The following is a 26,409-nucleotide window of genomic DNA, read 5'->3' on the forward strand; positions in this document are numbered from 1 at the left end:
AGTTAAGGCCCCAGCGCTGTTGGTTGGGGTCCAATCGACGAGTGCGATATCAATTACAACAACGCCGATAATTCGGCGTTTTTTTATAACTGAAAATAGCCTTCCACTGACTATTTATAACTTCATTTTAAAAATAATTACTGTAAATGTGAATGTAATATTGTAAATAAATAGTTACGCAACAATTTAATATTGCTGAATGTGACTTAATAACCGAGTACTCCTGTTATTTAGGTCGAGATTAACATTCACTTAAAATGATATAGATCACATTTTTAGTTCTATCTGGCAAATGCAGTCACTATCGATGTAAACATCATTTTGTTGATATGTGAATAATAAAGGGTGCAATGAATGCACCCTTTATCAAATAGCCGAAGACAATACTATTCGGTTTTTATTGTGGGTAAGGCACCCAGTCACCGCCATTTAATCGAATATAAGGTTTTCCCTGATATTGAATCACAATGGCATTATCGTTTTCCGATATTACCGCTGTTTGCGGCAATCCTTGTGTCAGGGTCTGCCAATTGATAGTCGGCGCAGTAAATACTTTGCCATCGACCATACGTGATACTAATTCAGAAAGCGCCAGATAGCTGCTTGGCGTATTGATAATCACCGGGCTGGCGGGCTGTGGCGCTTTGATTCCCATTAACGTAATCCCAACAGGGATATGCGTGATACTTGGGCTGGGGATATCCCTCAGGCCGGACATCTGCATTTTATCGCCAACCAGCGCGGCTCCATGCTCTGGTACCACCACCACCATAACTTTGCGGCCTGATTTTTCCAACGCCGCCAAAAACGTATTCAATTGGTCAAATAGCGTTTGGGCGCGAGCGTGGTAATCAGCCGTTTTATTGGTACCAACGAAACGGTTACCATCATGTAACGGTATGATATTCATGAAGGTTGCGCTGCGGCTATCCCCCCCTTTCTGCTGCTGTTCCAGCCAGCGGTTGAGCAGTTCCAGATCATTGTAAATTGGCTCACCATCGAAGGACGCCAATTGATTACTGATGCCTTTTTGTGACATCAGCGGCGCGCGCATATTGCCGTCATCTTGAATGTTTTGCAGATAATTACCAAATACACCTGAGTGGTCCATCATCAACTGAGATGTGAAGCCAAGTTTCGCAAGATTATCAAACAGATAACACTGCTGCTCTTGTGGCAGATAGAGGTCTTTGTGCGATGACTGGCCACAACTGGCGCGCAGTAGTCGAATAGAGGCTGGGCCACTGTAGGCGGTGGCAGAGTTGAAGTTCTTGAACAGAATATCAAACTTATTCCACAGCGGGTGCTTATCCAGTTGGATAGCTTCAATGTCTGACCAAGACAGCGAGCAGATATTAATAACTAACAAATCAAAAGGTTGCGCATCTGTTGGCAGCGATGTAGGGAATGCCGTATGGCGGGTTTTCTCCTGCTCATAAAATGCATTCAGATAAGCAGTCAGATTGGCATCGGTTGGTGGGCCATTGGCCGCCACCTGATGACTATTAGGCGTTGGCGGCTCAGCCCCCAGTGTTACTGGAGATGATGCTACCGACGTTTCAGCAGCAGGTGCCAGAGAAAATGCCGGTGCGGCGATGCTGGCAACATTCAGCCAAATCATGGCTGCAACAACAAAAACCGTCACTCGAATCCACTGTGAAATAAACAGGTAGCCCACCAGAATAACAAAGGCGGTCCCTATCATGGCCCAGTTAATAAAACGGCTAATTAATTCAATTAGATAACTGAAGCTAAAGCCCGTAATCTGCGAGCCTTGGCTCAGGATACTGTTGAGCCCCGGTAGCCAGGTGTCGTGATATAGCAAACCAATACCTATTGGTATCGCAATCCAGTGACGCCAGCGGTGGACCCTATAGGCCGGGATCGGAAATAGCAGGAAAGCAATAAACACCAAGTTGGCCAGCGGATGGAAGTTCAGGTAACCAAACCACAGCAAGGCAAACTTTAGCAGGAAATAGTAGTTCCATGCGCCAAGACCACGCCAATAGCGCCACGGGCTCGGTGATTCTTGCAGTTTATTCTTTGCATTCATGGTTGTTTCTTCGTCAGTGAAGAGGAGCCATTACGCAACCAAACCCCTTCTGATTTTAAATATCGCGCAGATAAGAACAGATGTTGTCTTTTCTCCCACCAGCGTGGAAACCAACGGTGTGCTACATAACCCAGAGGGAAAAAGATAACCGCAGCGCACAGCAGGATTTGCCAGATATCGTTGAGATTCATTGGGTTTGCTCCTTGTTCGGCCCGACATTCAGTGCCAGAGGCACGGGGACTCGTCGGCTAACTTCGGCTTGCTCAGCTGTATCCATTTGTTGCGTATAGGATTTTTTGTCACCGGTCATTTGCCATGCATTGGGGGTATTCATCCGATGAATCTCAGCGATAATTGCCTGATCCTGATACCACACCCGTTGATTACTGAAAATTTCAGCCACCGGCAAACGGAATATATACTTCAGAGCGGTATCTAAATCATTGATACGGCAGGTAGAAAGGAATAATACCACGTGGTTATCAGCTACCGTTACCACATCACCATAGCGGCGTAGATGGCACAGTGTTAGTGCTTGTCTGGCCTGTAACCCAGGGACTGTCCGCAGAGCAACCATGACACCTTTGCCGTTTTCTGGCAGCAGCGTGTTGTTCATCAGTTGCAAAACAGAGTGGCAGAACTCAGCGGGAGGTAAATAACCTTTAAGCTGAAGTGGGCGTAACGCCTCCAATAACGCATTGATATCTTGAGGAACATGTCGAGAGGAATGTTGGCCCTGAATACCTTCTAACATGGTAAGAAAGCGTGACAGCGGTGCGATGTGAGGCACGATCAGATTCGCGCCGCAGGCCAGCAATAAACGTTCATCGCTGTAACGCAGGCTGGCGTTCATTTCACGCACCACAATTTTGATAGCATCACCCCGTTGGCGGCGTATGTTATGGATCTGATGTGCTAAATCGTCAATTTGCTCACTTTGATTAAGGGCAAAAATCAATGTGGCGGCATGAGCACTTATTGCCCGCTGCGCCAATACTACATTATTATCAAGTAGTTGCCAGTTGGTAGAGAGTGGCGGAGCGCCTTCCAAAATAGTGCGCTCCGCCAAATACAGATGCTCATCATTACGTGAAAGCGGCAGTGCCTGTTGAACTTCATCCGCCATGCTCCAGCCTTGTTCATCTGCTTCCAATCGGACTAACTGATTGGCGGTAACCCCTTTTTCAGTGCTCCACCAAGAGGCAACATACTGGGCATTATCTTGCTGCCATTGCAGGCTAGCCAATCCTTGTAAATAACGGTGCTGGCTAACTAATTGATTCTTAATTTTATTAATACCAGAACTGTGGCAAATTACGATTAACGTACAGTTTTGCGCCTCCAGCCATTGCTGAATATGCTGTAGCCACTGCTGCATCTCTTCGCCAGTGAATGTTTGCCATAAACTGGCCGGTGCTAACAGAATGAACAGTCGCTGTTGCGGCCGTAATGAACGCATTAAATCTTGAGTTAAATGTAGTAATGCTTTTCTTTGTGCCGGTAAGGTAAAAAGTGGCAATTTATAGGGGCCATAACCCACAATATTTGCCAGTAATTTCTCAGGTTTTAGCCCGCAACAAATCAAGGCGGCCCGAGTATTTTCAGATTGGTTACGAATAAGTTGCTGACAGAATAAATTAGCATCAATTTGACGTTCAATATTGACCCAATAAAACCCAGGCGCCTGCATCACTGCTAATTCATCCCAGATTTTTCGAATACCTAATGTGAAAGATCGTGGCATAGATTCTTTATCTGCTTGGTTAAAATGCGATTGGGCCAATTACTGGATAAATTCAGTGAACAATTGTAACATTGCAATAATTATTAACCAATGTCTTTCCCGTGATAATAATCTAAGACTCATCTTATTGGGAGAAAGTATACTCGAATTATTGTTATAATTAATTACCATAGCCTATTTTCTAAAGGCGGATAAATGAAAACCATAATAAATCGATTTCACGCCAAAACATCGCTCGAATCTCAGGATGATCTACTAGCATTAACTCAGGCTTTCTCATTACCAACGTTAAGTTATATCGATATCGTCCGTCAGGAACGATTAACTCAGATGATGGCTCGCTGGCCATTGTTGGCTGAACTGGCACAATCCACAGGGAGTGAATAGTTTATGCCGGTACTGGCGTTACAAGGGATAAGAGGGGGGACTGGTACCACATCGGTAACCGCCGCGCTTGCTTGGGCATTGCAACAACTGAAGGAATCAGTTCTGGTGATCGATTTTTCACCGGATAATTTATTGCGGTTGCATTTCAATATGCCGTTTGATCAAACCCGTGGTTGGGCCAAAGCTGAAATTGAGGGCCAAGGTTGGCAGCAAGGGGCGATGCGCTATACCGAAGGGTTGGATTTTCTGCCATTTGGCCAACTAACTCTCATTGAAACTGAGCAACTGAACTCGTCCTTACAACAGCACCCCGGTCAATGGCGAGAAAACCTGTCTGCGTTGCAAGCCAGCGCGCCCGATTGCTGGATTCTATTGGATATCCCTGCGGGTGATAGTATATTCACGCGCCAAATTTTAGCGCTGGCTGATCTGGTGCTGGTATTGATCCATGCCGATGCCAGTTGTCATATTCGTCTACATCAGCAAAATCTGCCTGTCGACTGCCATTTCCTGCTGAACCAATTTTCTGCCAGTAGCCATCTACAACAGGATTTACATCAGCTTTGGCTACAAAGCCTAGATAACTTATTGCCTACATTTATTCATCGCGATGAAGCAATGGCTGAAGCGTTGGCGGCCAAACAACCATTGGGTGAATACAGTGAGCAAAGTTTGGCTGCTGAAGAGGTCACCACACTGGCAAATTGGTGTTTGATTACTGTGGCGAACAACAGGCTATGAACTACTTGATGCGGATGTTATTTCTGACCCCGGTTTATCAGGGGATGCGCCGTCGTTATCATCTGTATATGCAGCAAGGTTGCACCGTGCTCACCGCCTTTTTGACCACGTTGGCGCTGCCGTTGTGCTGGATTTTTCTGCGTCTGGAGTCGCCCAGTTGGCAACGTGTAATACAAAACCGCACTTACTGGTTCCCACAGATTTCACCTATTCGCCCACGGCTTGGCGATGGCCTACGGTATCTCTTGCAAGGGCTGTGGCTGCTACTGACCTATCCTGAATCGCGCAATGAAAAGAGGCACCAGCCTGCCGCAGTCGGCAAAAAGTGGGTAAAACATACCAGACAAGGTTATATCCGTTGGCTGGGGAATATGCCCGAACGTTTTGAACTCCAGCGACTGGAACAATCGCTTATCACCCGATTAACCCCGTCATCAAAGCGCACCCGCCGAGTCCTGTTTATTATTTTGGGTATTTTTACCGGCATATTAGCGTTGCTGTGTATTTCTCAGCCGTTTGGCATGATGGCGCAGTTCGTTTTTGTGCTGTTGCTTTGGGCGTTGGCGATGGTGGTGCGACGGGTGCCGGGTCGCTTACCAACCTTAATGCTTATCGTGCTGTCTTTAACCGTCTCCTGCCGCTATCTGTGGTGGCGCTATACCGAAACTCTGAACTGGGATGACCCCGTCAGTCTGGTATGCGGCTTATTGTTGCTGTTCGCTGAAACATACGCCTGGGTGGTGCTGGTGCTGGGTTACTTCCAGACCATTTGGCCGCTTAATCGCCAGCCGGTGGCAATGCCGGATGATATCAATAGTTGGCCGACCATTGATTTGATGGTGCCGACCTATAACGAAGATCTTGGCGTGGTTAAACCAACTATTTATGCCGCTCTTGGTATTGATTGGCCAAAAGACAAAATCAATATCTATATTTTGGATGATGGTAACCGACCCGCGTTTAAAGCATTCGCTGCTGAGGTCGGGGTGCACTACATTGCCCGACCCACCCACGAGCATGCTAAAGCCGGTAACATTAACCATGCACTGAAACAGGCTAACGGTGAGTTTGTCGCCATTTTTGACTGCGACCACGTGCCGACCCGTTCTTTCCTGCAACTGACGTTGGGTTGGTTCTTTAAAGATACCAAGTTGGGCATACTCCAGACGCCGCATCACTTTTTCTCTCCCGACCCCTTTGAGCGAAACCTGGGGCGTTTTCGTCAGACGCCGAATGAAGGCACACTGTTTTATGGCTTGGTGCAAGACGGTAACGATATGTGGGATGCCACCTTCTTCTGTGGCTCTTGCGCTGTGCTGCGCCGCAGTGCGTTAGATGCTATTGGCGGTATTGCGGTAGAAACAGTGACTGAAGATGCCCATACCTCGTTGCGTATGCACCGTAAAGGATACTCCTCCGCCTATATCCGCATTCCGCAGGCCGCAGGCTTGGCAACAGAGAGTTTATCGGCGCATATCGGGCAGCGTATCCGCTGGGCGCGGGGCATGGTTCAGATCTTCCGCCTGGATAATCCACTACTGGGTAAGGGGCTGAAGTTAGTCCAGCGCTTATGTTATGCCAATGCCATGCTGCACTTTTTATCCGGTATTCCACGCTTAATCTTTCTAACCGCTCCGCTGGCTTTCTTGTTGCTGCATGCTTACATCATTTTTGCTCCGGCACTGGCGATTGCACTCTATGTGTTGCCGCATATGATCCATGCCAGTCTGACCAACTCCCGCCTGCAAGGGAAATACCGCCATTCCTTCTGGAGTGAAATCTATGAAACGGTGTTGGCATGGTATATCGCCCGTCCGACCACCATGGCACTTCTCAGCCCACACAAAGGAACGTTTAATGTGACGTCGAAAGGGGGGTTGGTTGAAGAGCAGCATGTGGATTGGGTGATCACCCGCCCGTATATCGCGCTGGTTCTTCTCAACGTTGCCGGCCTGATTGCGGGTTTGTGGCGTTTGGGTCATGGCCCGTCGAATGAAATTATGACGGTGGTTATCAGCTTGGTGTGGGTGATTTATAACATGACGATTTTAGGCGGTGCCGTCGCGGTGGCAGTTGAAGCTAAACAAGTGCGCCAGTCACACCGGGTCGAGATAGCCATGCCAGCCGCAGTAGCCCGTGCTGATGGTCACTTGTTCTCCTGTACATTGCGCGACTATTCCGATGGTGGCGTGGGGATTGAAATGCGCGAAGCCGGATTACTGCAAGAGGGTGAGGCGGTTCATTTACTGCTCAAACGTGGGGCGCAGGAGTACACCTTCCCCTGTGAGGTGACCCGAGCCTTCGGCACTAAAGCCGGGATGCGAATGCATCAACTGAGCGTGGCACAACATATTGATTTTATACAGTGTACCTTTGCCCGTGCCGATACCTGGGCGCTGTGGCAGGATGGTTTTCCTGAAGATAAGCCGATTGAAAGTCTGCGCGATGTGTTGGCGCTGGGCTTTAGAGGATATGTCCGTATGGCCAGCTATGCGCCACCGGTAATGCGAAATGTATTGGTAGGATTTACTTCCCTGATTGCCTGGATAGCGTCATTTGTACCCCATGGCGTCGGTAAGAATCAGGCTCCGAGTAGCCAAGGCCAGACAGTGGCTCAACATTGATGATGGTATGGTGATGAGAAAAATAACATGGTTTACCGCATTGGCTTTGGGATTGACGTCATTCACCCATGCTGAAACTCCAACGGTACCGTCAGCTCAATCGGCGGTCATGGCCACTGACGTGGCGCAGATACCCGCAATATCGGGTGATGTACCGATGCGCGACGTAGAATATTCGTTTGCCAAAATCGCGCCGCCGCCGGGGACCTTCTCCTTGCGTGGCACTAACCCTGAAGGCCAGCTTGAGTTCGGCGTGCGCAGTGATGAGGTGGTGACTCATGCGACCTTGAATCTTGAGTTTACGCCATCACCTTCGCTGATCCCGGTGGAGTCGCAGGTGAAAATTTTGCTGAATGATGAACTGATGGGCGTCATGGCGATCACCAAAGATCAGCTTGGTAAACCCACCCACCTTCAATTACCGATCGATCCGCGTTACATCACTGATTTCAACCGCTTGCGGTTAGTTTTTGTCGGCCATTATCAAAATATCTGTGAGAACCCAGCGAGCAATACCCTGTGGTTGGATGTCAGTAAGTCCAGCTCACTGGATTTGCGCTATCAATCGCTGCTGGTTAAAAATGATTTATCCCACTTTCCTGAGCCATTTTTTGATGCCAGAGATAATCGCCCGCTGATTCTACCCGTGATATTTGCTGCTGCACCTGATGTGTCGCAGCAGCGGGCCGCCGCTATTCTGGCCTCATGGTTTGGTGATAAGGCGCAATGGCATGGGCAGAACTTCCCGGTATTGTATAACCAACTGCCTACTCAGCATGGCGTAGTATTCGCGACTAATGCTCAACGCCCTGATTTCCTAAAAGATTACCCGCTGGTGAAAGCTCCAACGGTGGAAATCATCAGTCATCCGAATAACCCGTATGTGAAGTTATTGCTGATTCTGGGGCGCGATGATAATGACCTGATTACTGCGGCACAGGGGATCGCGCAAGGCAATATTCTGTTTCGTGGTCAGAATGTAACGGTGGATAAGGTTGAGCCATTAGCACCTCGCCTGCCTTATGATGCACCAAATTGGGTGCGTACCGACCGCCCGATGACATTTGCTGAGTTGCAGCAATATCCTGAGCAACTGCAAACATCGGGATTACTGCCGCCGCCGATTTCATTAGCGATGAATCTGCCACCGGATTTGTTCTTGACTCGCAGTGCTGGTATCGATATGCGCTTGATATATCGTTACACCTCAACACGTTTGATGGATGGTTCCCGCTTAAGTATTAGCTTGAATAATCAGTTTGTGCAGGATTACCCACTGTCACCGAATATGCCCGAAGACAGTAAGATCCTGCGTCTGCCACTGCTACAAGGCTTACAGGATGCTGCCAAAAGGCTAAGCATTCCGTCCTTGAAACTGGGCGCGACTAACCAATTACGTTTTGATTTTGATTACAGCACCTTGCTGGCAAGCGGTGCCGAGGGGCGATGTGAAACCTATTCTACCGCGCCGAATCACGCGGTAATTGACGGTAACTCTACTATTGATTTCTCCGGTTACCGTCACTTTATGGAAATGCCTGATCTACGGGCATTTGCCAATGCTGGATTCCCCTTCAGCCGTATGGCTGATCTCTCCGAAACGCTAGTTCTGGTACCACCAAACCCGGCGCCAGCACAGATAACCACCCTACTCAATGCGGTGGGAAATATCGGGGCGCAGGTGGGTTACCCCGCGGTCGGTATTAACATTACCGATGATTGGTCACAGGCGGCGGAGAAAGATGCGGATGTGTTGATTATTGGCACCATTCCGCCAGAACTGCGCAATGATCGAAAGATTAACGTACTGGTGGAACAGACCCTGAGTTGGGTAAAAATGCCAAATCGGCAAACCGGCTTACCAACCATGATGGTACCGCAATCAGATTGGGTAGCAGACAGCCAGGCGACGATAAGCTCTGAAGGGGCGATGTCGGCGATTATCGGTCTACAGTCACCTCACTTCCCTCAGCGCAGTATTGTGGCGTTATTGGCCGACAGCTCGCGTGGTTATACCTTGCTGAACAATGCCATGCTCGATACTGGCAAACGCGAAGCGATATTTGGCTCAGTCGCGGTTATTCGCGAGTCGGGCGTCAATAGCCTGCGGGTTGGTGAGACCTATGATGTCGGTCATTTACCGTGGTGGGAACGTATCTGGCATACCTTATCTACCCATCCGGTACTGTTGGCAGGGGTGGCCGTATTGGTCGTGGTTATGGCTGCAATGATGGTCTGGCGTGTATTACGTCTGATCAGTCGCCGCCGGTTATCACCTGATGAGCGAGATTGACGTTGAAGGTCGTGATGTTTAAGCGACAGATCTGTGCCCTGCTGCTCGTCAGTTTTGGTAGCGCAGCAACATGTGATTGGCCAGCATGGCAGCAGTTCAAACATGACTATGTCAGCGATGGCGGGCGCATTATTGATCCCAGCAGCCCGAGGAAAGTCACCACGTCGGAAGGACAGAGTTATGGGTTGTTTTTTGCTCTGGTTGCCAATGATCGGGAAACCTTTGACCAATTATTGTCCTGGACGGAAAACAACCTGGCCGCCGGGGATTTAACCGCACGTCTGCCGGTATGGCTATGGGGACAACGCAAGGATAATAATTGGGATGTTCTGGACCCCAATTCGGCCTCTGACGCGGATTTATGGATTGCATACAGCTTGCTGGAAGCGGGGCGGTTATGGGATAGCCGCCGTTACCAGACGATGGGTACTTTGTTGCTGCAACGTATCGCTCAAGAGGAAGTGGTGAATATTCCGGGCCTTGGCGAAATGCTATTGCCGGGGAAAATTGGTTTTAATGATGATGACCGTTGGCGGCTCAACCCGAGTTATCTGCCGCCACAACTGTTGGCCCGCTTTGCCTCTTTGGCGGGGCCGTGGAAAGCGATGGTTAAAGTCAATCAGCGCTTATTGCTTGAAACGGCACCCTATGGTTTCTCCCCTGATTGGGTGGTTTGGCAAGAGGGCAAAGGCTGGCAACCTGATGAGACACGGCCCGATGTCGGTAGCTACGATGCGATACGCAGCTATTTGTGGGTTGGTATGTTGTCCAATAACAGCCCAGAAAAGGCTGTATTAATCCAGCGCTTCCAGCCAATGGCGGCGGTAACCCAACAACGTGGGGTACCACCAGAAAATACGGATACCAGCAACGGTAAAACCAGTGGTAAGGGATCGGAAGGGTTCTCGGCGGCATTACTGCCATTTTTAGCCAGTAGCCCTGAACCCTATAATCAGCAAACCTTGAGCGTGCAACAACAACGTGTGCAAGATTCGCCACCGCCCGCAGATGCCTATTACAGTGCGGTGCTGACACTGTTTGGTCAGGGATGGGCGCAGCATCGTTATAGTTTCAATCGTCAGGGTGAGCTTCAGCCCTCATGGAACAGTCAATGCGCAACATTAAAATATACTGGCTCTTAAGCTTAGCGCTGTTGTCCCAAGCCTTTACCACTCCGGCGCAGGGCGCTGAGCCTATCTCACCGACCCAGTTTTTACTGGAGCAGGTACGGCTAGGGGAAGCAACCAATAGAGACGAGTTGGTTAAGCAATCACTGTATCGCTTGAATATGATGGACTCGAATAACCCGGAAGTGGTGGCGGCAGGAATGCGCCAAGCTCTGAGACAGGGTAATTTGGCTGAAGCACAAAAACAGTTGGATAAGCTGCAACAATTGGCACCCGACTCAGAGGCTTATCAGCGGGCTAAACTGCTGTTGGCGCTGACTAAGCCGGAGGTACGCCAACAATTACAACAAGCGCGTCTGTTAGCGACCGCCGGGCGGGTGACTGAGGCCAAAGTTCAATATGATCAACTGTTGCAAGGCAAACCACCAACACTGGATCTTGCTGTGGAATACTGGCGGTTGGTCGCACGTGTACCGGGGCAGGAAGCTCTCGCCACCCAGAAATTAGCCGCGCTTGACCAACAATACCCCGGTAATGTCGCGCTGCGAATGGCCTTGGCGCGCCTGTATTTCAATCAGCAAAATGCCACGCAAGGCTATGCCACATTGGAGAAAGTGGCCGCGGACCCAGTGGGAGCTTCAGATGCCGCAGACTTGTGGATGGAGACTGTCAAAACCATGACTGTCAGTCCACAAAGCGTGGCGGCGCTGACCCATTTCCTCGACATCTTCTCGTCTGGTCCTCAGGCTAATATCGCCCGTCAAGCATTGGCCAGCCAGCAGGCCATGCTGGCTTCACCGACTTATCAAGCGCGTTTAAGTGGATTGGCAAAAGTAGACAGCGGTGGCGGGGCGGCGGCGATCCCCGCACTAAAACAAGCACTGGCTGCCGCACCTAATGACCCCGAGATACTCGGCGCGCTGGGTCTGGCATATGCCCGTAGTGGTGACCGTGCCCAAGCTCTGCGCTTGTTTGAACTGGCGCAAAAATCAGATAAAGATGGTCTGAAAAGCGACAAGTGGATCAGCCTAATAAAAACCAATCGCTACTGGCTGCTAAATGACGAGGGGGATAAAGCGCTGAAAGCCGGTAATACCGGGGTGGCACAACAGAAATACCAGCAAGCGCGCCATATTGATGGCAGCGACAGCTATGCATTGATTGGTTTGGCTGATGTTGCCGTGGCCCGTCATGATGATAAAACGGCCGAGCAGTATTATCAGCAGGCACTCCGTCTGGACCCATCAAACGGCAGTGCGGTACGAGGGCTAACCCATATCTACCAGCGCGAATCGCCGCAAAAAGCACTGAGTTATCTGAGCAGTTTACCACGCAGTCAACAAGCCAAAATGCATGACACATTAGACAGCCTGCAAGTCGATATGCTGAAACAACAAGCCGAAAATCTGGCGGCGCAGCAACAATGGCATCAAGTAGCGGAAAAATATCGCCAGGCGCTGAAGATGGCCCCGGACGATGTCTGGATAACCTACCGGCTGGCACAAGCGTTAGCGCAAGAGGGGCATTTGGTGGAAGCTGACGCACAGTTCCACCAATTAGCGAGCCGTAAGCCGAAAGATCCCGAGCAGGTATATGCCTATGCGCTGTATCTCTCCAGCACCGGGCGTGATAGTCAGGCATTGGCGCATTTGGCAACACTGCTAACCCTGCACTGGAACGATAATATCCGCGCTTTAGACCAGCGCTTGAAATTTGCTCAGCTACTGACATTAGCTCGCCAACTGCGGGCTAGTGGTGATGAAGTGGGGGCGATAACCCTATTACGTCAACAGCCAGCCAACACTGCCATTGACTTGACGCTTGCTGATTGGGCGTTGGAGCGTGGTGACTATCACACAGCGCTGGTGGGGTATCAGCGAGTTCGGGCGCGCGAGCCACAAAACCCCGATGCTATTCTGGGTGAGATTGAGGCTTATATTGCCGAAGGCCGTCTCAGTGACGCTCGCCAATATTTACAACATGAGCCACTTTCCGGTGACGGGACTAACTCAAGCGCCCAGCGGCGGATAGCCAATGCCTGGTACGGCGTGGGCGAGCCACAAAAAGCGGCAGAGATCTTCCAGCGCTTGAAACCGGCGGCAGCTAAAGGGGGGTCCTCACAGGATAATGCATTGATATTTCGTGATTCAGGTCGATTAGCACAAGCGCAGGGGCAACCCGCTGCGGCACAAGATGATTTCAAACATGCCATGGTAGCCAGTGGTATCACACCGACACTGGCGGCGGATAACGACAGTTATACCTTGCTGACCCGCAATCAGGCCACCGATGACTGGCTTAAGCGGGGCATTCGTTCTGATGCCGCTAACCTTTACCGCCAGCAGGATACCCGTATCACGATTGATCACGACTACCTGCGGTCAAGCGGCACGGAAGGGATCTCTGATCTCCGGGCGCACAACACCATGTTGCAGGTAGATACCTCGCTGGCTGATGGTCGGGCTTTCTTACGAACAGATACGGTGCAGATGGATGCCGGGACCTTTGACAAGAATGCCCGATATAAAGCCGGTACCTGTTACCAGACAGAAAAGCCATGTCAGACTAATCTACATCAACAGGCAACGGGTACCAGTGTTGCCGTGGGCTGGCAAAATGACAGTTGGGAAACTGATCTCGGTACTACACCGATGGGTTTTGATGTCGTTGATGTGGTCGGTGGGCTGGCATACAGCAATAGTTGGAATCATATTGGCTGGACCGCCACGGCGTCACGTCGGCCAATATCCAGCTCGATGCTGGCCTTTGCTGGAGCCAAAGATCCGAATACCAATGTGACCTGGGGGGGCGTGCGTGCCAACGGTGTGAGCCTGGGAGCCAGTTATGACCGAGGTGAGGCTCACGGAGTGTGGAGCGATTTAAGTTATCACTATCTGACCGGGCAGAATGTGGCGGATAACCAGCGGCTGCGCTTTATGACGGGTTATTATTACAAGCTAATCAACGAAGATAACCGCCGTGTTACCGTCGGTTTGAACGGGATGTGGTGGCATTATCAAAAAGACCTCAGCGGTTATACGCTAGGCCAGGGCGGGTATTACAGCCCGCAAAAATATCTGTCACTGGCTATTCCGGTAAATTATCGGCAGCGGACGGCTAACTGGTCGTGGGAGTTGGGTGGGTCGGTGTCTGTTTCACATTCTGCAACTAGCTCACGGGCACGTTATCCACTGCAAAATCTGCTCAACCACAGTATCCAGACTATTCCAGACCGGTATGAACCCGATGATGGTGATAGCAGTAATGGGGTGGGTTATACCTTGCGCGCCTTGATCGAGCGCCGGTTGAGTTCGCATTGGACATTGGGAGCTGGGGTTGATATCCAGCAGGCGAAGGACTATACCCCAAGCCATGCGCTTATCTACTTGCGTTACTCTCTGGCTGGATGGCAAGGCTCTCTGGATATGCCACCACAGCCATTGGTGCCATACGCAGATTTTAAGTAATCATTGGGTCGTGATGATTTGCACGAAAAAACAACGTTAGAGTGAGAAATAGCACTCTGACGTTGCGATCCTGATAGGAAAAGACTGAAACCCACGGTATTCTTCCCCTCCGGTTTGGTTTCACCAGATAAAATCTGAACGCGATCGAGTATCATACACCCAAAGTAACTGACTCGCTGTGAGCGAGCCATAAGCTGATGCTGGTTAGTGCTTCGTGAGTGGAGAGCCGCTAACATCGCTGCAACTTCAAGCAAGAAGGGTATACTCAGACAGCATCGACGAGTCGCCATATCACCATGGCACCCTCTTATATTATTCAGTTGGCATTGGCGGAGAGCGAGTTTGCAGGTAAGGCGTTCATTAACGATTAAACAAATGGCGGCAGTGGCAGTTGTGGCACTGGTGACCATCTGTATTTTTATCGTCCTTCAGTTGTTCCACTTTGTGCAGCAGCGCAAAGATGACTACGCCAAGCAGTTGGAGAGCATTGCATATTCGGTTCGCCAACCGTTGTCAGAAGCCATACTAAGTGTCGATGTCCCACAAGCCAAAAAAATCCTCAATAGCTTGTTACCGATTGGTATTCTCAGCCGCGCTGAAGTGATATTACCGAATCAGATTCAGGTATTACATGCTAACTTCCCCACAGAACGGCCTGTTCCACGCTGGGCTAAGCGTATTTTTTCCCTGCCAGTACAGATAACAATACCGCTGTATGCACTGGAGCGGGTATCCGCAAATCCGCAGCCACTGGCACATTTAGTGTTGCGAGCCGACTCATTTCGTATGTATCAGTTCATTCTCAGTGCATTGTCGGCCATGCTATCGACCTATTTGTTACTGGCATTGGTACTTTCGGTCTCTATCGCCTGGTGTATTAATCGCCTGATTATTCATCCATTGCGGGCGATGGCCAAAGAGCTGGAAAAGATTGGTCAGCAAGGTGTGCTTAACCACCAACTGTCCTTACCTGCCCACCATCAGGATGATGAATTAGGCGTACTGGTACACAATTACAACCGTAACCAGCAACTATTAGCCGAAGCTTATACGGATATGACCCGTATAAATACCCGTTTCCCGGTGACTGAACTCCCCAACCGCCCGTTGTTTATGGCTCTACTTGAGCAGGAAATTGCAGCTGGCATGCATGCTGAGAAATTCCACCTGTTAGTCATTGGCATTGAAACATTGCAAGAAGTGTCCGGCGTAATGAGTGAAGAGCAGCACCGGCAGCTCTTGCTGACTATGGCACAGCAACTTGAACAATGCATTGATGAAAACAGCTTGCTGGCGCAACTGAGTAAAACTGAGTTTGCAGTACTTGCCAGAGGGATCAGCCGCCCGTTCCCGGCGATGCAGTTGGCGCGGCGGATTATGCTGCAAATTACTCAACCCTTAGTCTTTGGCAATATGCAACTGCGGCCCAGCGCCAGTATTGGGATTACTGATTACCAATACCAAGATGAAACAGCCGAGTCTCTGATGGGCAATGCCAGCACTGCGATGATGGCCGCTCACCATCAGGGGCGAAACCAGATTATCGTGTTTGAGCCGCATTTGACTGAGAAAACGCAAAAGCGACTGACTCAGGAGCATGACATTTTACAGGCAATTGAAAATCACGACTTCAGGCTGTTTTTACAACCCCAATGGAATATGCAAGATCAGCGGGTTATCGGTGCAGAAGCGTTGTTACGCTGGCCCCAACCGGATGGCAGTTATCGTTCCCCTTCAGAGTTTGTCCCCGGAGCGGAAGAGGGGGGCGTGATGATGCCACTAGGTAACTGGGTACTGGAAGAGGCATGCCGCATTCTGGCTGACTGGAAAGCACAAGGGATTACCCTATCTTTGGCAGTAAATATTTCGGGTTTGCAGGTGCAGAGTGATCAGTTTTTACCGCATCTGAAAACCATCATCGATCAGTATCAAATCGACCCGCGCCAATTATTACTGGAAATAACCGAAACCGCCCGTATTCAGAATCTGGATGAAGCTCTCGGGCTACTGCGCGAATTACAAGGGCTAGGTTTGTCGATCGCTTTGGATGATTTTGGTATGGGATATTCAAGTCTTCAATATCTCAATCATCTGAAAGGCCTACCAATCAGCATGATTAAGCTCGATAAATGCTTTGTGGAGCACCTGCCAGAAGATGATGTAATGGCGCGAATAATCGCCACTATCTCAGAAGTATTAAAGCTGCGAGTGATGGCCGAAGGTGTCGAGACCGATGAGCAACGTCAATGGTTGCTAAACCACGGCATTTACTGCGGGCAGGGTTTTTTGTTTTCGGAGCCGTTACCGCGAGAGGTGTTTGAGGCGCGCTACATCCTTCGTCCTTGACGCCGCAGCGTTGTTAGCTGCACTCGTATACTCGGCCCATCCTTGGGCCTCGCCTCGTTGAGGCCGCTGCAAGCAGCGTTCAAATCTGCTCCCGGCAGATTTGTCACCCGAATCACTGAATTGAGTCAACTCATCCTACGGGCTAGCATAAATGCTGTCCAAATAGATTCCCGACCAATTTGCCGTTTGCTGGCTGCCTGGCCGTTATTCCATTTCAGGGGTATTGCGTTGAAGCCAGCGGTAAGTTGATCACTACTGGCTATGTGCAAATTACCAAAAAATGAGCCTTGTATTTTTATAAAAAAAAGCATGATGTTAGTTTGTATTTATCGAGAATTAAGTTAAATGAATGTAGGATAAATGTACTAACACAGGCAAATAAAAAATAAAATTCCCACGCCGTTGTAGGAATTTTATTTTTTATCTGTAGGCTAAAATACGGGGTGTTTGGGATTGTTTACCCCCCAAAATGGAAATGGATTATTTTATTCTTTAAAATAAAAACATAATAATCTGCTAAAATGATCTTAATCCACATCAACGATTACTTTTCTATATGTAGACGATCTAAAAATCTTCGGAAAAGACAGTATTCGGTATAATATACTGCAAACCAATATTGCTTTCAGACCATTGATCTGCAATATCGGTGTTTACTAGATGAATCGATCGCGTATACTTTAATCCATAGCAAGTGAGCACAGCGACAAGGATGTTTCAGGTTTCTAAGTCGCTTAATATACAGCACGGACATTGTGAATATTAGAAACCCGCTTTACTCCCGCTCTTAAAAGATATTTAAAATATCGTTTTCGCTACCTAGTATATATATTGAGCTTCGACATTTATTGGATGGTTGAAAAAACTCATTACTGGTCTTATTGCCCAGCAGCGATAAATAAATATCTAATGGATTCTTGTGGAATAACCACCACCAAATTAACACAACAGTACTGAGTTATTTAACTCATACATCTATTATTAATTGGAAATATAAATGAAAAAGTTAGCTATTATTGCCTCAATCGTTGCTGCATTCGCGGGTGTTAACGCTGCTCAAGCCGCTTCTACCGGTACCATCACCTTTAACGGTGAACTGACAGCGTCTACTTGTGACGTATCCGTCGACGGCCAGGGTGCAGACGCAACAGTGGTACTGCCAACTGTCGGTACCAACCAGTTGACTTCTGCTAACCAGGTTGCTGGTAGCACAGGCTTTAACATGGCGCTGAGCGACTGTGCTGGCACCCTGAAAACAGTTTCTGCTTTCTTTGAAGCAGGCCCAAGTGTCGATGTGGTTACCGGTCACCTGAAAAATGTAAGCGGTACTGCCGGTCAGGTTAGCCTGGAACTGCTGGACGCGTCTAACGCCATGACGCCAATTAAAGCCGGTAACAGCAACCAGACGACCAGCACGACTTATATTGATGCTTCTACGGGTTCTGCTTCACTGCCGTATGCGGTTCAATATTATGCTGATGGCGCAACCACTGCCGGTACAGTTATCAGCAACGTGGTTTACTCTATTCAATACAAATAAGTATTAACGAGTAACATATAAATTTTAAAGGGCAGCAGATATCTGCCCTTTTTGACGATAATAACTAAAATTAAAGCATGCACACATTCAATAAGTGTCGAGGTTGTTATGAACAGCACTAACCGTCTTTTATTAACAGTATTTTCAGCCTTGTTCTTGATTCTATTTGTCGGACGCTCTGTTCAGGCCAGTGTGGTTATTACCGGCACCCGGGTAATTTATCCGGAAAAACAAAAAGAAGTGACGGTAAAGGTTAATAACACCGGCACCGGCCCGGTGGTATTACAAAGCTGGATTGACAATGGGGATGTGAATGCCCGCCCGGAAACCTTGAAAGTGCCTTTTGTGCTTACGCCTCCAATCAATCGCGTCGAACCAAATAAAAGCCAGACATTACGCATCAGTTATACCGGAGCCTCTTTACCCACAGATAAAGAATCGGTGTTTTGGTTGAACGTATTGGAAATTCCCGCGAAAGTGGATTCGGGTAGCAGTCAGAATTATTTGCAGATGGCGTACCGCTCCCGTATTAAATTGTTTTTCCGTCCCGCAGGGTTAGTGGGTAATGCGAATGATGCTGCACAATCTTTAGTCTGGACCAAAGTCCCTGGCGGACTTAAAGCCACCAATCCGACACCGTTTCATGTTTCTTTGGTCACGGTGGGGATAACGGGCAGTAAAACAGCGCCAGTTGAAGGCCAAATGATTAGCCCTAATAATTCGCTGACCTTTTCGTTACCGGGAAATACCGCCGGCAATAACGTTGATTTTGAATTTGTTAATGATTATGGCGCACTCAATAAACTGAGTCAGCCCATTAAACCTTAATTTAATTTATATACAGCAGTTATACACAGCGTCCGCTGGTTATCTCGTGGGGGCGGAATACGTCTGTACACTACGGAATAATTGAATAATGAAACACCCTGCAATGCCTTTTTCAGCAGAACGGCGTACCCGCAATGTTGGTTTAACACCCGTTGCGGCGGCGGTTATTACCGTTTTTTTGTCACCAACTGTTTTTGCTGTTGATAGCATTGGAAAAACAGAGAGTACTGTATCACTTGAGCCTAATAAACCTCAGGCGGTGGAGTTTGACAGTATTTACTTAAATACCGAACACGGTGGTTCCGGCATTGATTTAAGCCGCTTCTCGAAAGGGGGCAGCGTGTTACCCGGCACTTACCGGGCTGACATTTATTTAAACAATACCCTGATTGGCAATGAGAATGTGGAATTTAAGGCCCGCGACGATAAAAGTGTCCATGCCTGCTTATCCTCGTCGGTCATTGCCAGTCTTAATCTCAAGACAGAAGTATTGCCGCCTGAATCACTGGCCCCGCTGAAAGAAGAGGACGGCTGTGTTGATCTGGCGTCGCTGATCCCCGATGCCCAGGTGGCTTTTGACAGCGGCGAACAACGGCTGGATATCGCTATTCCCCAGGCATTGTTACTCCGTACCGCCCGTGGCACCGTCAACCCCGCGTTGTGGGACAGCGGCGTGACGTCAGGGATGTTGGGCTATTCACTCAATGGCTACAGCTCCTCCGCCAACGGACAGACATTTAACTCGGCTTTTGCCGGGATTAACACCGGGGTAAACCTCGGCTCATGGTATTTCCGTCATAACGGCTCGTATAACTGGCAAGAAGACGGTGACAGCAAATACACCAGTATTAACAGTTATGTGCAGCGGGATGTCCCGGCTGCGCTGGGCCGGGTGTTGCTGGGACAATCCAATACCACCGGGCAGTTATTCGATACCGTGCCTTTCACTGGAGCACAATTCAGCACCGATGACCGCATGTTGCCAGAGTCCCTGCGTGGCTATGCGCCGGAAGTGCGCGGGATTGCCCGCACCAATGCGCTGGTGACCGTGCGCCAGAGTGGTCAGGTGTTGTATGAAACCACGGTTTCACCGGGCGAATTTATCATTGATGACCTCTATCCGACCGGTTACGGCGGCAATCTGGATGTCACGGTGCGTGAAGCCGACGGCAGCACACAGAATTTCCAGGTGCCGTTTGCGGCAGTGGCGCAATTGCTGCGCCCCGGTTCGCAGCGCTACAGCCTGACGGTGGGTAAAGTGCGCAATGATTCGCTCTCCTTTACCCCGGGTCTTTATCAGGGAACCTATCAGCGTGGTCTGAACAACAGCATTACCGGTTATACCGGGGCGCAGGCCAGTGAAGACTACTATGCCGTGCAGGTCGGGACTGCGTTCAGTACCCCGATTGGGGCGGTGGCGGTCGACGTGACCCAGGCCAATACCCGCCTGCGTAACGGCAATGAAAGTGGCCAGAGCTATCAGGTCAGTTACAGCAAGGTGATTGCTGAAACCAACAGTAACCTGAGTGTGGCGGCGCACCGCTTTTCGACTCAGGGCTATCTCGATTTCGCCACGGCGATGCAAACCCTTGATGCCGAACGTCAGGGCTATGACGCCAACAGTATCTACCGGGCAAAAAACCGCTTAACCGTGACCGCCAATCAGGGGTTACCGGACGGCTGGGGCCAGATGTATATCAGTGGTTCTTTGCAGGATTACTGGAATAAAGGTGGCAGTGACCAGCAGTATCAGGTGGGTTACAGCAACAACTATAAAAGCATGACCTACGGCGTCAGCGTGAACCGCAGCCGCTCCGGGTTTGGCGAGATGCAAAATACTTATCTGGTCAGTATGAGTTTCCCGTTGGGGCGTAATGACCAGCAGAACGTGCCGCAAATGCGACTGGAAATGAACCGCAATGGTCAGGGCAACTGGGGCGAACAGGCATCGGTTTCAGGCAGTGCTGGCGAGCAAAGCCAGTTCAGTTATGGGGCAACCGCCATGAACAGCAACGGCGGGTCGGGGGCCAGTGGCAGTGTCAATGGTCAGTACCGCGGTTCTAAAGCCACCAGTATGGCGTCTTACGGTGGTGGTCGCGACTATCAGAGTGGCTCGGTCGGCATTTCAGGCAGCATGATTGCCCACCCCGGTGGCGTGACATTAACGCCGTACAGCAGTGAGACCTTTGCGGTGGTGGAAGCGAAGGGCGCTGAAGGGGCCGAAGTGTCCGGTTACTCCGGCGTGAAAATTGACTCCCGGGGTTATGCCGTGGTGCCGTATCTGAGTGCCTATCAGATGAATGAGATAACCATCGATCCGAAGGGGACCTCTTATGACGTGGAGCTGGAATCCACCAGTCAGAAAGTGGCGCCGAATGCCGGTGCGGTGGTGATGGTGAAATATAAAAGTACCAAGGGCTATCCGATATTGGTCAATGCCACCCAGTCAGATGGCGAGCCGGTGCCGTTTGGGTCGCAAGTGTTAGACACCAAAGGTCAGGTAGTGGGTTCTGTCGGTCAGGGTGGTCAGATTTATGCGCGGGTGAGCGAGGAGCGTGGCCGTTTGCAAGTCAGTTGGGGTGAAGGTACCGGCCAGCAATGTTACCTGAACTATATTCTGCCGCCGCAATTAGCCAACGGTAAAGCCAGCGCGATGATGCGGTTTACCTCGACCTGTGTGCCCCAAGGACAAGTCAGTGAGCATCGAGCCATCACAAACTGAGAAGAACGGCATACAGAACTAAAGGGGGAATAACCTGTGCGTAAAGTATATTTAAATCAATTTTGTGTTCTGTCGATGACCGCCAAAATAGTGAACGTAATGCGTAGTTGTGCCAAAGGTGAACGAATGAAAAAAATAATACAAAGTATCGCCGGGCTTGTTTTACTCATGATGACCAGCCATAGCGTTTGGGCTGAGGTGGTTTGTGCGCCGCTGAATGGGGCCCCCCGCACGGATACGGTGCAACTCACTCCTCCGGCGATTTCAGCCGGTGCAGATATTCCAGTCGGAACGGTGATTTATCAGGGGCGCTGGAATAGTGGATCCACTGGCCTTAGCGTGATGAAATGCACATCCCCAGTAGATACCACTATGTGGCTCAATATTGCATGGGGGATTGAGCAAGCCCCTTTGCCACTGGCTAATTGGACGGGTAGCCCCTTTAGCGGTGCGGTATATCAGACCAATATTCCGGGTGTCGGGATTGCCATATCCCGGAACAACAACGCTGATGCAGCTATTTTGGGCCAGGCTAACTATCAATTCCCTGCCGATGTACAAAGTCCGGTAGCGGGTGGGTCTTATGAACCTTTCCTGAATGGCAGAACCGTCTATGTCTCATTGATCAAAATCGGCACGATTACACCTGGAAATTATAGTCTTGATGCGTCAACACTGCCGTCTGCCAGTATCTCTATTGTTAACCCACTGACTCACTCTGCAACAACAGGGCTTCCGGTCAAAGCTAATGTGATCAAGTTTCAGGGGCAGTTAACGGTCTCTGCCCAGACTTGCACGACACCGAATGTGAATGTGAACATGGGGAGTTATGAGAAGCGGCAATACTTTACGGCTATTGGTGCTACGACGCCGTGGATAGATGCCTCGATTATATTGACAAATTGTCCTACTTTTTATGGCTTCTATAATGCGAACAATAGCACGCTGATGTTTGATTACAGCACCGGCACGGGTGCTGTAGCAACGTCAACCAGTAACAGTATTGGTGTGCGATTAACACCCACTAGCAATGTTATTGATTCGACAAGTGGAGTGATGGCTATCGATTCAACAGTATCAGGAGCCGCATCGGGTGTAGGCATACAAATCGGTTGGGGTGTGAGCAACCAGACGCCAACACTCTTTAACTTTGCCGCAGAACAAACGTTAACGCTGCCAAAAGATGGCAGTTCTACGATACGCGTTCCACTGGTGGCTCGCTATATTCAAACAGAAGCGAACCCCATGCCAGGTAAAGCGAATGGTAAAGCCGTATTCTTGATCAATTACTATTAACTAAATTGTTGTATCAAATTTAATTAAATTAATAACATGGCCTTTATGGGAGGCGAGGTGCCGCTGAAGATAAAGCGGCACCGTTGCAACGTTGGTTTGGTGCTTACCAAAAAACGGGTTGAGGTAACCGGTGGTATTGGCCATTCGCTGGCTGCTCCTCTTGGTCTACAGATTGTGCTGGTGTAATCACTGCAATATGGCTAGATATCAGAACTTTCATCTATGCAGGAAATATCAAGATATTATCTTTTCTTATATTAATTAACCTTAATTTTTAATAAGAAATATCCGTCACACCTTGGTTCGGCGTGTATATCCACTAATCCTTTGCCCACAAGAAAATAGCAAATATCATCTGTAGTGTAAAAGTGATTAAAACTATCAATAATACCCATATGAAAATATTGGACTAGGATGTATTTGCCTTATATTCGCTTGTACCTACAATATTATTGCCTACCACGTCAAGACTATTTATCCCTCACATTATCCTCTTTAAAATAGCGACAATCCCTTGCTATGCCTACGTTACAGCAGAATTATTACAGACGAGAGACATTGGTTAAAACTATTTACTTTGAACCATGTCACATAAATGGATATTGGTTTTATTAATTTCAAACTATCGGTCATGGATCTCGGAACTTAATATCAAAATAAATAGAATTATGTTTCATAAATGTCTTTTGTATTTATCATAATAATACTTATATTTATTAAAATAAGGGAAATTGGAATGAAATTTAAATTACTATCTCTGGCAATGGCATCACTTATCAGCACTAGCGCAATGGCGGTAACTATTGACTATCGTCATGAAATGCAAGATCAAAGTGGTAACACCCACAAAGATCGTTTATTAATGTCACATCGTTTTGCAAATGGCTTCGGTTTGTCACTGGAAGGCAAGTGGAAAGGAGCTCAGGACAAAGATAAAGCATTTAATGAAACAGTCAGCAATGGTACTGAAGTCGTTGCCAGCTATGTATACAAAATTGATAATACATTTTCTATTGAACCAGGTTTCTCATTAGATTCAAGCTCCACAGCCAATAGTTATCGTCCTTACCTGCGTGGTAAGGCTAATATCGTTGACGACCTCTCTGTTTCCTTCCGTTATCGTCCTTATTACAAACGCACCAGCGCCAATATTAATACGCCAAAAGATACATCTGAAAATGGCTATAATCTGACGAGCGTGGTTAGCTATAAATTCTTTAAAGATTACCAATTAGACTATGAGCTGGACTACAAACAAGCCAATAAAGCTGGGGTTATACTGGCAAATAACGAGAACTACGATTGGAGCCATGATTTTAAATTGACTTACAAGTGGGATAAAAACTGGTCTCCTTATATGGCAGTGGGTAACGTTGCTGGCAGCAAAAATACCAACGAACGTCAAACCCGTTATCGCGTTGGGGTGAAATACAGCTTCTGATCCATTATTCAAATAATCAGATTCTGACCTCAGGGGGTCACACCTCACATAACGATTTTTGACAGGTAGCAAGTAATGAAAAAAAGAGCGTTATTCTTGAGTATGGCAGCGCTGGCAACGCTGTATATACCCGCCGGACAGGCAGCGGATACCGATCGTCTCACTGTCGTGAAACAGTATGTCGATAACGTGTTAAGCAAAGCTTCAGATACTTACCACGGCGATAAGCCCAGCCCGTTATTGGCGGATGGTGTTGACCCCCGTACTGGCCAACAAATGGAATGGATATTCCCCGATGGCCGTCGGGCTGTGTTATCAAACTTCTCAGCACAACAAAATCTGATGCGTGTCATGAGCGTCCTGAGCCAGCTTACTCAGGACGCCCGTTACCAAAAACGCGCTGAAGATATCGTTCGTTATCATTTCCAAAATTATCAGGACCCGAGCGGCTTACTCTATTGGGGCGGCCATCGCTTTGTCGATTTGAAAACGCTGCAACCAGAAGGGCCGAGTGAAAAAGAGATGGTGCATGAACTGAAAAATGCCTATCCCTACTATGACCTGATGTTCAGTGTTGATAGTGATGCCACTGCCCGGTTCATTCGTGGTTTCTGGAACGCCCATGTTTATGACTGGCGTATTCTCGAAACCAGCCGCCACGGCGAATATGGCAAACCAATGGGGAAATTATGGGAAAGTAAATTCGAGCAACAGGCCCCCTTCTTTGCAACCAAAGGGCTTAGCTTCCTCAATGCAGGTAATGATCTGATTTATTCCGCCTCTCTGCTTTATAAACATCAGCAGGAGCCAGAGGCATTAGTGTGGGCTAAGCGTTTGGCCTCGCAGTATGTATTGCCACGTGATGCGAAAACCGGTCTTGGTGTTTATCAGTTTACCCAAGCTCTTAAACGGGAAGAGCCAACAGATGACGCAGATACCCACTCCAAGTTCGGTGACCGCGCCCAGCGTCAGTTTGGCCCAGAGTTTGGCCCGGCAGCATTGGAAGGCAACATGATGCTCAAAGGGCGCACCAGCACGCTTTATTCTGAAAATGCGCTGATGCAACTGCAACTGGGTAAAGATCTGGGCAATCAAGGGCAGGATTTATTGAAATGGACCGTGGATGGCCTAAAAGCATTCGCGCAATATGCTTATAACGATAAGGACAACACCTTCCGCCCAATGATTGCTGATGGGCAGGACTTATCCAATTATACACTGCCGCGTGATGGCTATTACGGCAAAAAAGGCACCGTACTCAAGCCGTACAAAGCGGGCAACGAATTCCTGATTTCATATGCCCGTGCTTATGCCATTGATAATGATCCACTGTTGTGGAAAGTGGCTCGCGGTATTGCAAACGATCAGGGGCTGGGTGATCTCGGCACAGCACCGGGTAAAGAGGTGAAGATCAAGTTGGATACCACCAACAGCGATCCTTACGCATTGTTTGCTTTGTTGGATCTCTACCATGCCAGTCAGGTGGCGGAGTATCGGTTATTAGCAGAGAAAATCGGCGATAACATCGTTAAAACCCGCTATATCGATGGTTTCTTTATGGCTTCACCGGATCGTCAATATGCAGATATAGATGCCATTGAGCCTTACGCTTTATTGGCGCTAGAGGCTTCACTACGCAATAAACCACAGGCAGTAGCCCCTTTCCTGAATGGTGCTGGTTTTACTGAAGGTGCTTACCGAATGGACGACGGTTCAGCCCGGATCTCAACCCGTGATAATGAACTGTTCTTGCTCAATGTGGGTGAGAAGCTGCAACCGAACGGCCGTAAATAGTCCCGA

The 26,409-nt window shown here is 48.8% G+C and carries 17 protein-coding genes; 14 read left to right on the forward strand and 3 right to left on the reverse strand.

The genetic code is table 11. From position 1 onward, the window contains the following. Positions 1-397 precede the first annotated feature (397 nt). From bcsG to bcsE, 3 genes are read right to left on the reverse strand one after another with little or no spacing between them, the layout of a single operon-like run. Positions 398-2,053, reverse strand: coding sequence for a cellulose biosynthesis protein BcsG (gene bcsG, locus Q2T72_RS00475; RefSeq protein ID WP_372568459.1), 1,656 nt, complete (start codon positions 2,051-2,053; stop codon positions 398-400). Further along, positions 2,050-2,244, reverse strand: coding sequence for a cellulose biosynthesis protein BcsF (gene bcsF / locus Q2T72_RS00480; RefSeq protein ID WP_083161393.1), 195 nt, complete (start codon positions 2,242-2,244; stop codon positions 2,050-2,052). The genes bcsG and bcsF overlap by 4 nt, the downstream gene beginning before the upstream one ends. Continuing rightward, entirely contained in the window at positions 2,241-3,797 is a 1,557-nt protein-coding gene (gene bcsE, locus Q2T72_RS00485) for a cellulose biosynthesis protein BcsE (protein ID WP_372568460.1), read from the reverse strand. The genes bcsF and bcsE overlap by 4 nt, the downstream gene beginning before the upstream one ends. A gap of 195 nt (positions 3,798-3,992) precedes the next feature. Between bcsE and bcsR the strand changes: the two genes are divergently transcribed. From bcsR to Q2T72_RS00555, 14 genes are all read left to right on the forward strand, one after another. Continuing rightward, a complete protein-coding gene (gene bcsR, locus Q2T72_RS00490; protein ID WP_083161389.1) occupies positions 3,993-4,184 on the forward strand; it encodes a cellulose biosynthesis protein BcsR in 192 nt (63 codons plus the stop codon). Positions 4,185-4,187: 3 nt separating this feature from the next. Next, positions 4,188-4,925, forward strand: coding sequence for a cellulose biosynthesis protein BcsQ (bcsQ, locus tag Q2T72_RS00495; protein ID WP_083161387.1), 738 nt, complete (start codon positions 4,188-4,190; stop codon positions 4,923-4,925). After that, positions 4,922-7,549, forward strand: a complete 2,628-nt coding sequence (gene bcsA, locus Q2T72_RS00500; RefSeq protein WP_083161385.1) for a UDP-forming cellulose synthase catalytic subunit — start codon at positions 4,922-4,924, stop codon at positions 7,547-7,549. The genes bcsQ and bcsA overlap by 4 nt, the downstream gene beginning before the upstream one ends. Positions 7,550-7,556: 7 nt before the next feature. After that, positions 7,557-9,842 carry a cellulose biosynthesis cyclic di-GMP-binding regulatory protein BcsB gene (gene bcsB / locus Q2T72_RS00505; protein WP_083161383.1) on the forward strand — a complete coding sequence of 762 codons (2,286 nt, stop codon included), beginning with the start codon at positions 7,557-7,559 and terminating at the stop codon, positions 9,840-9,842. Between the two features lie 14 nt (positions 9,843-9,856). Continuing rightward, positions 9,857-10,984, forward strand: a complete 1,128-nt coding sequence (gene bcsZ, locus Q2T72_RS00510) for a cellulose synthase complex periplasmic endoglucanase BcsZ (RefSeq protein ID WP_372568461.1) — start codon at positions 9,857-9,859, stop codon at positions 10,982-10,984. Next, entirely contained in the window at positions 10,954-14,436 is a 3,483-nt protein-coding gene (gene bcsC, locus Q2T72_RS00515; RefSeq protein WP_372568462.1) for a cellulose synthase complex outer membrane protein BcsC, read from the forward strand. Before bcsZ ends, bcsC begins: the two co-directional genes overlap by 31 nt. Before the next feature lie 342 nt (positions 14,437-14,778). Continuing rightward, positions 14,779-16,782, forward strand: coding sequence for a biofilm formation regulator HmsP (gene hmsP, locus Q2T72_RS00520; RefSeq protein WP_227746572.1), 2,004 nt, complete (start codon positions 14,779-14,781; stop codon positions 16,780-16,782). Between the two features lie 997 nt (positions 16,783-17,779). Beyond that, a complete protein-coding gene (locus Q2T72_RS00525) occupies positions 17,780-18,322 on the forward strand; it encodes a fimbrial protein (RefSeq protein WP_083161376.1) in 543 nt (180 codons plus the stop codon). A gap of 108 nt (positions 18,323-18,430) precedes the next feature. Further along, the gene (locus Q2T72_RS00530; protein WP_372568463.1) at positions 18,431-19,150 is read left to right on the forward strand and encodes a molecular chaperone; all 720 of its coding nucleotides are present in this window, start codon (positions 18,431-18,433) and stop codon (positions 19,148-19,150) included. Between the two features lie 88 nt (positions 19,151-19,238). Continuing rightward, positions 19,239-21,872 carry a fimbria/pilus outer membrane usher protein gene (locus tag Q2T72_RS00535; protein ID WP_372568464.1) on the forward strand — a complete coding sequence of 878 codons (2,634 nt, stop codon included), beginning with the start codon at positions 19,239-19,241 and terminating at the stop codon, positions 21,870-21,872. A 126-nt stretch (positions 21,873-21,998) separates the two neighbouring features. Beyond that, on the forward strand, positions 21,999-23,168 hold the full coding sequence (locus Q2T72_RS00540) for a fimbrial protein (protein WP_083161370.1): 1,170 nt from the start codon (positions 21,999-22,001) through the stop codon (positions 23,166-23,168). A gap of 57 nt (positions 23,169-23,225) precedes the next feature. Beyond that, positions 23,226-23,354 (forward strand): hypothetical protein, encoded by a 129-nt coding sequence (locus Q2T72_RS00545; protein ID WP_372568465.1) that lies wholly within the window; start codon positions 23,226-23,228, stop codon positions 23,352-23,354. 550 nt (positions 23,355-23,904) lie between these two features. Next, positions 23,905-24,609 (forward strand): oligogalacturonate-specific porin KdgM family protein, encoded by a 705-nt coding sequence (locus tag Q2T72_RS00550; protein WP_083161368.1) that lies wholly within the window; start codon positions 23,905-23,907, stop codon positions 24,607-24,609. A gap of 75 nt (positions 24,610-24,684) precedes the next feature. Beyond that, positions 24,685-26,403, forward strand: a complete 1,719-nt coding sequence (locus Q2T72_RS00555; RefSeq protein WP_372568466.1) for a pectate lyase — start codon at positions 24,685-24,687, stop codon at positions 26,401-26,403. Positions 26,404-26,409: the final 6 nt, after the last annotated feature.

The sequence above is a fragment of the Yersinia sp. 2466 StPb PI genome, assembly GCF_041538325.1.
Lineage (GTDB): Bacteria > Pseudomonadota > Gammaproteobacteria > Enterobacterales > Enterobacteriaceae > Yersinia > Yersinia enterocolitica_E.

Bases quoted from the DNA above. Each gene is read 5' to 3' on its own strand.
- bcsC (WP_372568462.1), top strand. From the start codon at position 10,954: ATGCGCAACATTAAAATATACTGGCTCTTAAGCTTAGCGCTGTTGTCC.
- Q2T72_RS00540 (WP_083161370.1), top strand. From the start codon at position 21,999: ATGAAAAAAATAATACAAAGTATCGCCGGGCTTGTTTTACTCATGATG.
- bcsB (WP_083161383.1), top strand. From the start codon at position 7,557: ATGGTGATGAGAAAAATAACATGGTTTACCGCATTGGCTTTGGGATTG.
- Q2T72_RS00555 (WP_372568466.1), top strand. From the start codon at position 24,685: ATGAAAAAAAGAGCGTTATTCTTGAGTATGGCAGCGCTGGCAACGCTG.
- Q2T72_RS00530 (WP_372568463.1), top strand. From the start codon at position 18,431: ATGAACAGCACTAACCGTCTTTTATTAACAGTATTTTCAGCCTTGTTC.
- Q2T72_RS00525 (WP_083161376.1), top strand. From the start codon at position 17,780: ATGAAAAAGTTAGCTATTATTGCCTCAATCGTTGCTGCATTCGCGGGT.
- bcsQ (WP_083161387.1), top strand. From the start codon at position 4,188: ATGCCGGTACTGGCGTTACAAGGGATAAGAGGGGGGACTGGTACCACA.
- bcsA (WP_083161385.1), top strand. From the start codon at position 4,922: ATGAACTACTTGATGCGGATGTTATTTCTGACCCCGGTTTATCAGGGG.
- bcsR (WP_083161389.1), top strand. From the start codon at position 3,993: ATGAAAACCATAATAAATCGATTTCACGCCAAAACATCGCTCGAATCT.
- bcsG (WP_372568459.1), bottom strand. From the start codon at position 2,053: ATGAATGCAAAGAATAAACTGCAAGAATCACCGAGCCCGTGGCGCTAT.
- Q2T72_RS00535 (WP_372568464.1), top strand. From the start codon at position 19,239: ATGAAACACCCTGCAATGCCTTTTTCAGCAGAACGGCGTACCCGCAAT.
- bcsF (WP_083161393.1), bottom strand. From the start codon at position 2,244: ATGAATCTCAACGATATCTGGCAAATCCTGCTGTGCGCTGCGGTTATC.
- bcsE (WP_372568460.1), bottom strand. From the start codon at position 3,797: ATGCCACGATCTTTCACATTAGGTATTCGAAAAATCTGGGATGAATTA.
- bcsZ (WP_372568461.1), top strand. From the start codon at position 9,857: ATGTTTAAGCGACAGATCTGTGCCCTGCTGCTCGTCAGTTTTGGTAGC.
- Q2T72_RS00550 (WP_083161368.1), top strand. From the start codon at position 23,905: ATGAAATTTAAATTACTATCTCTGGCAATGGCATCACTTATCAGCACT.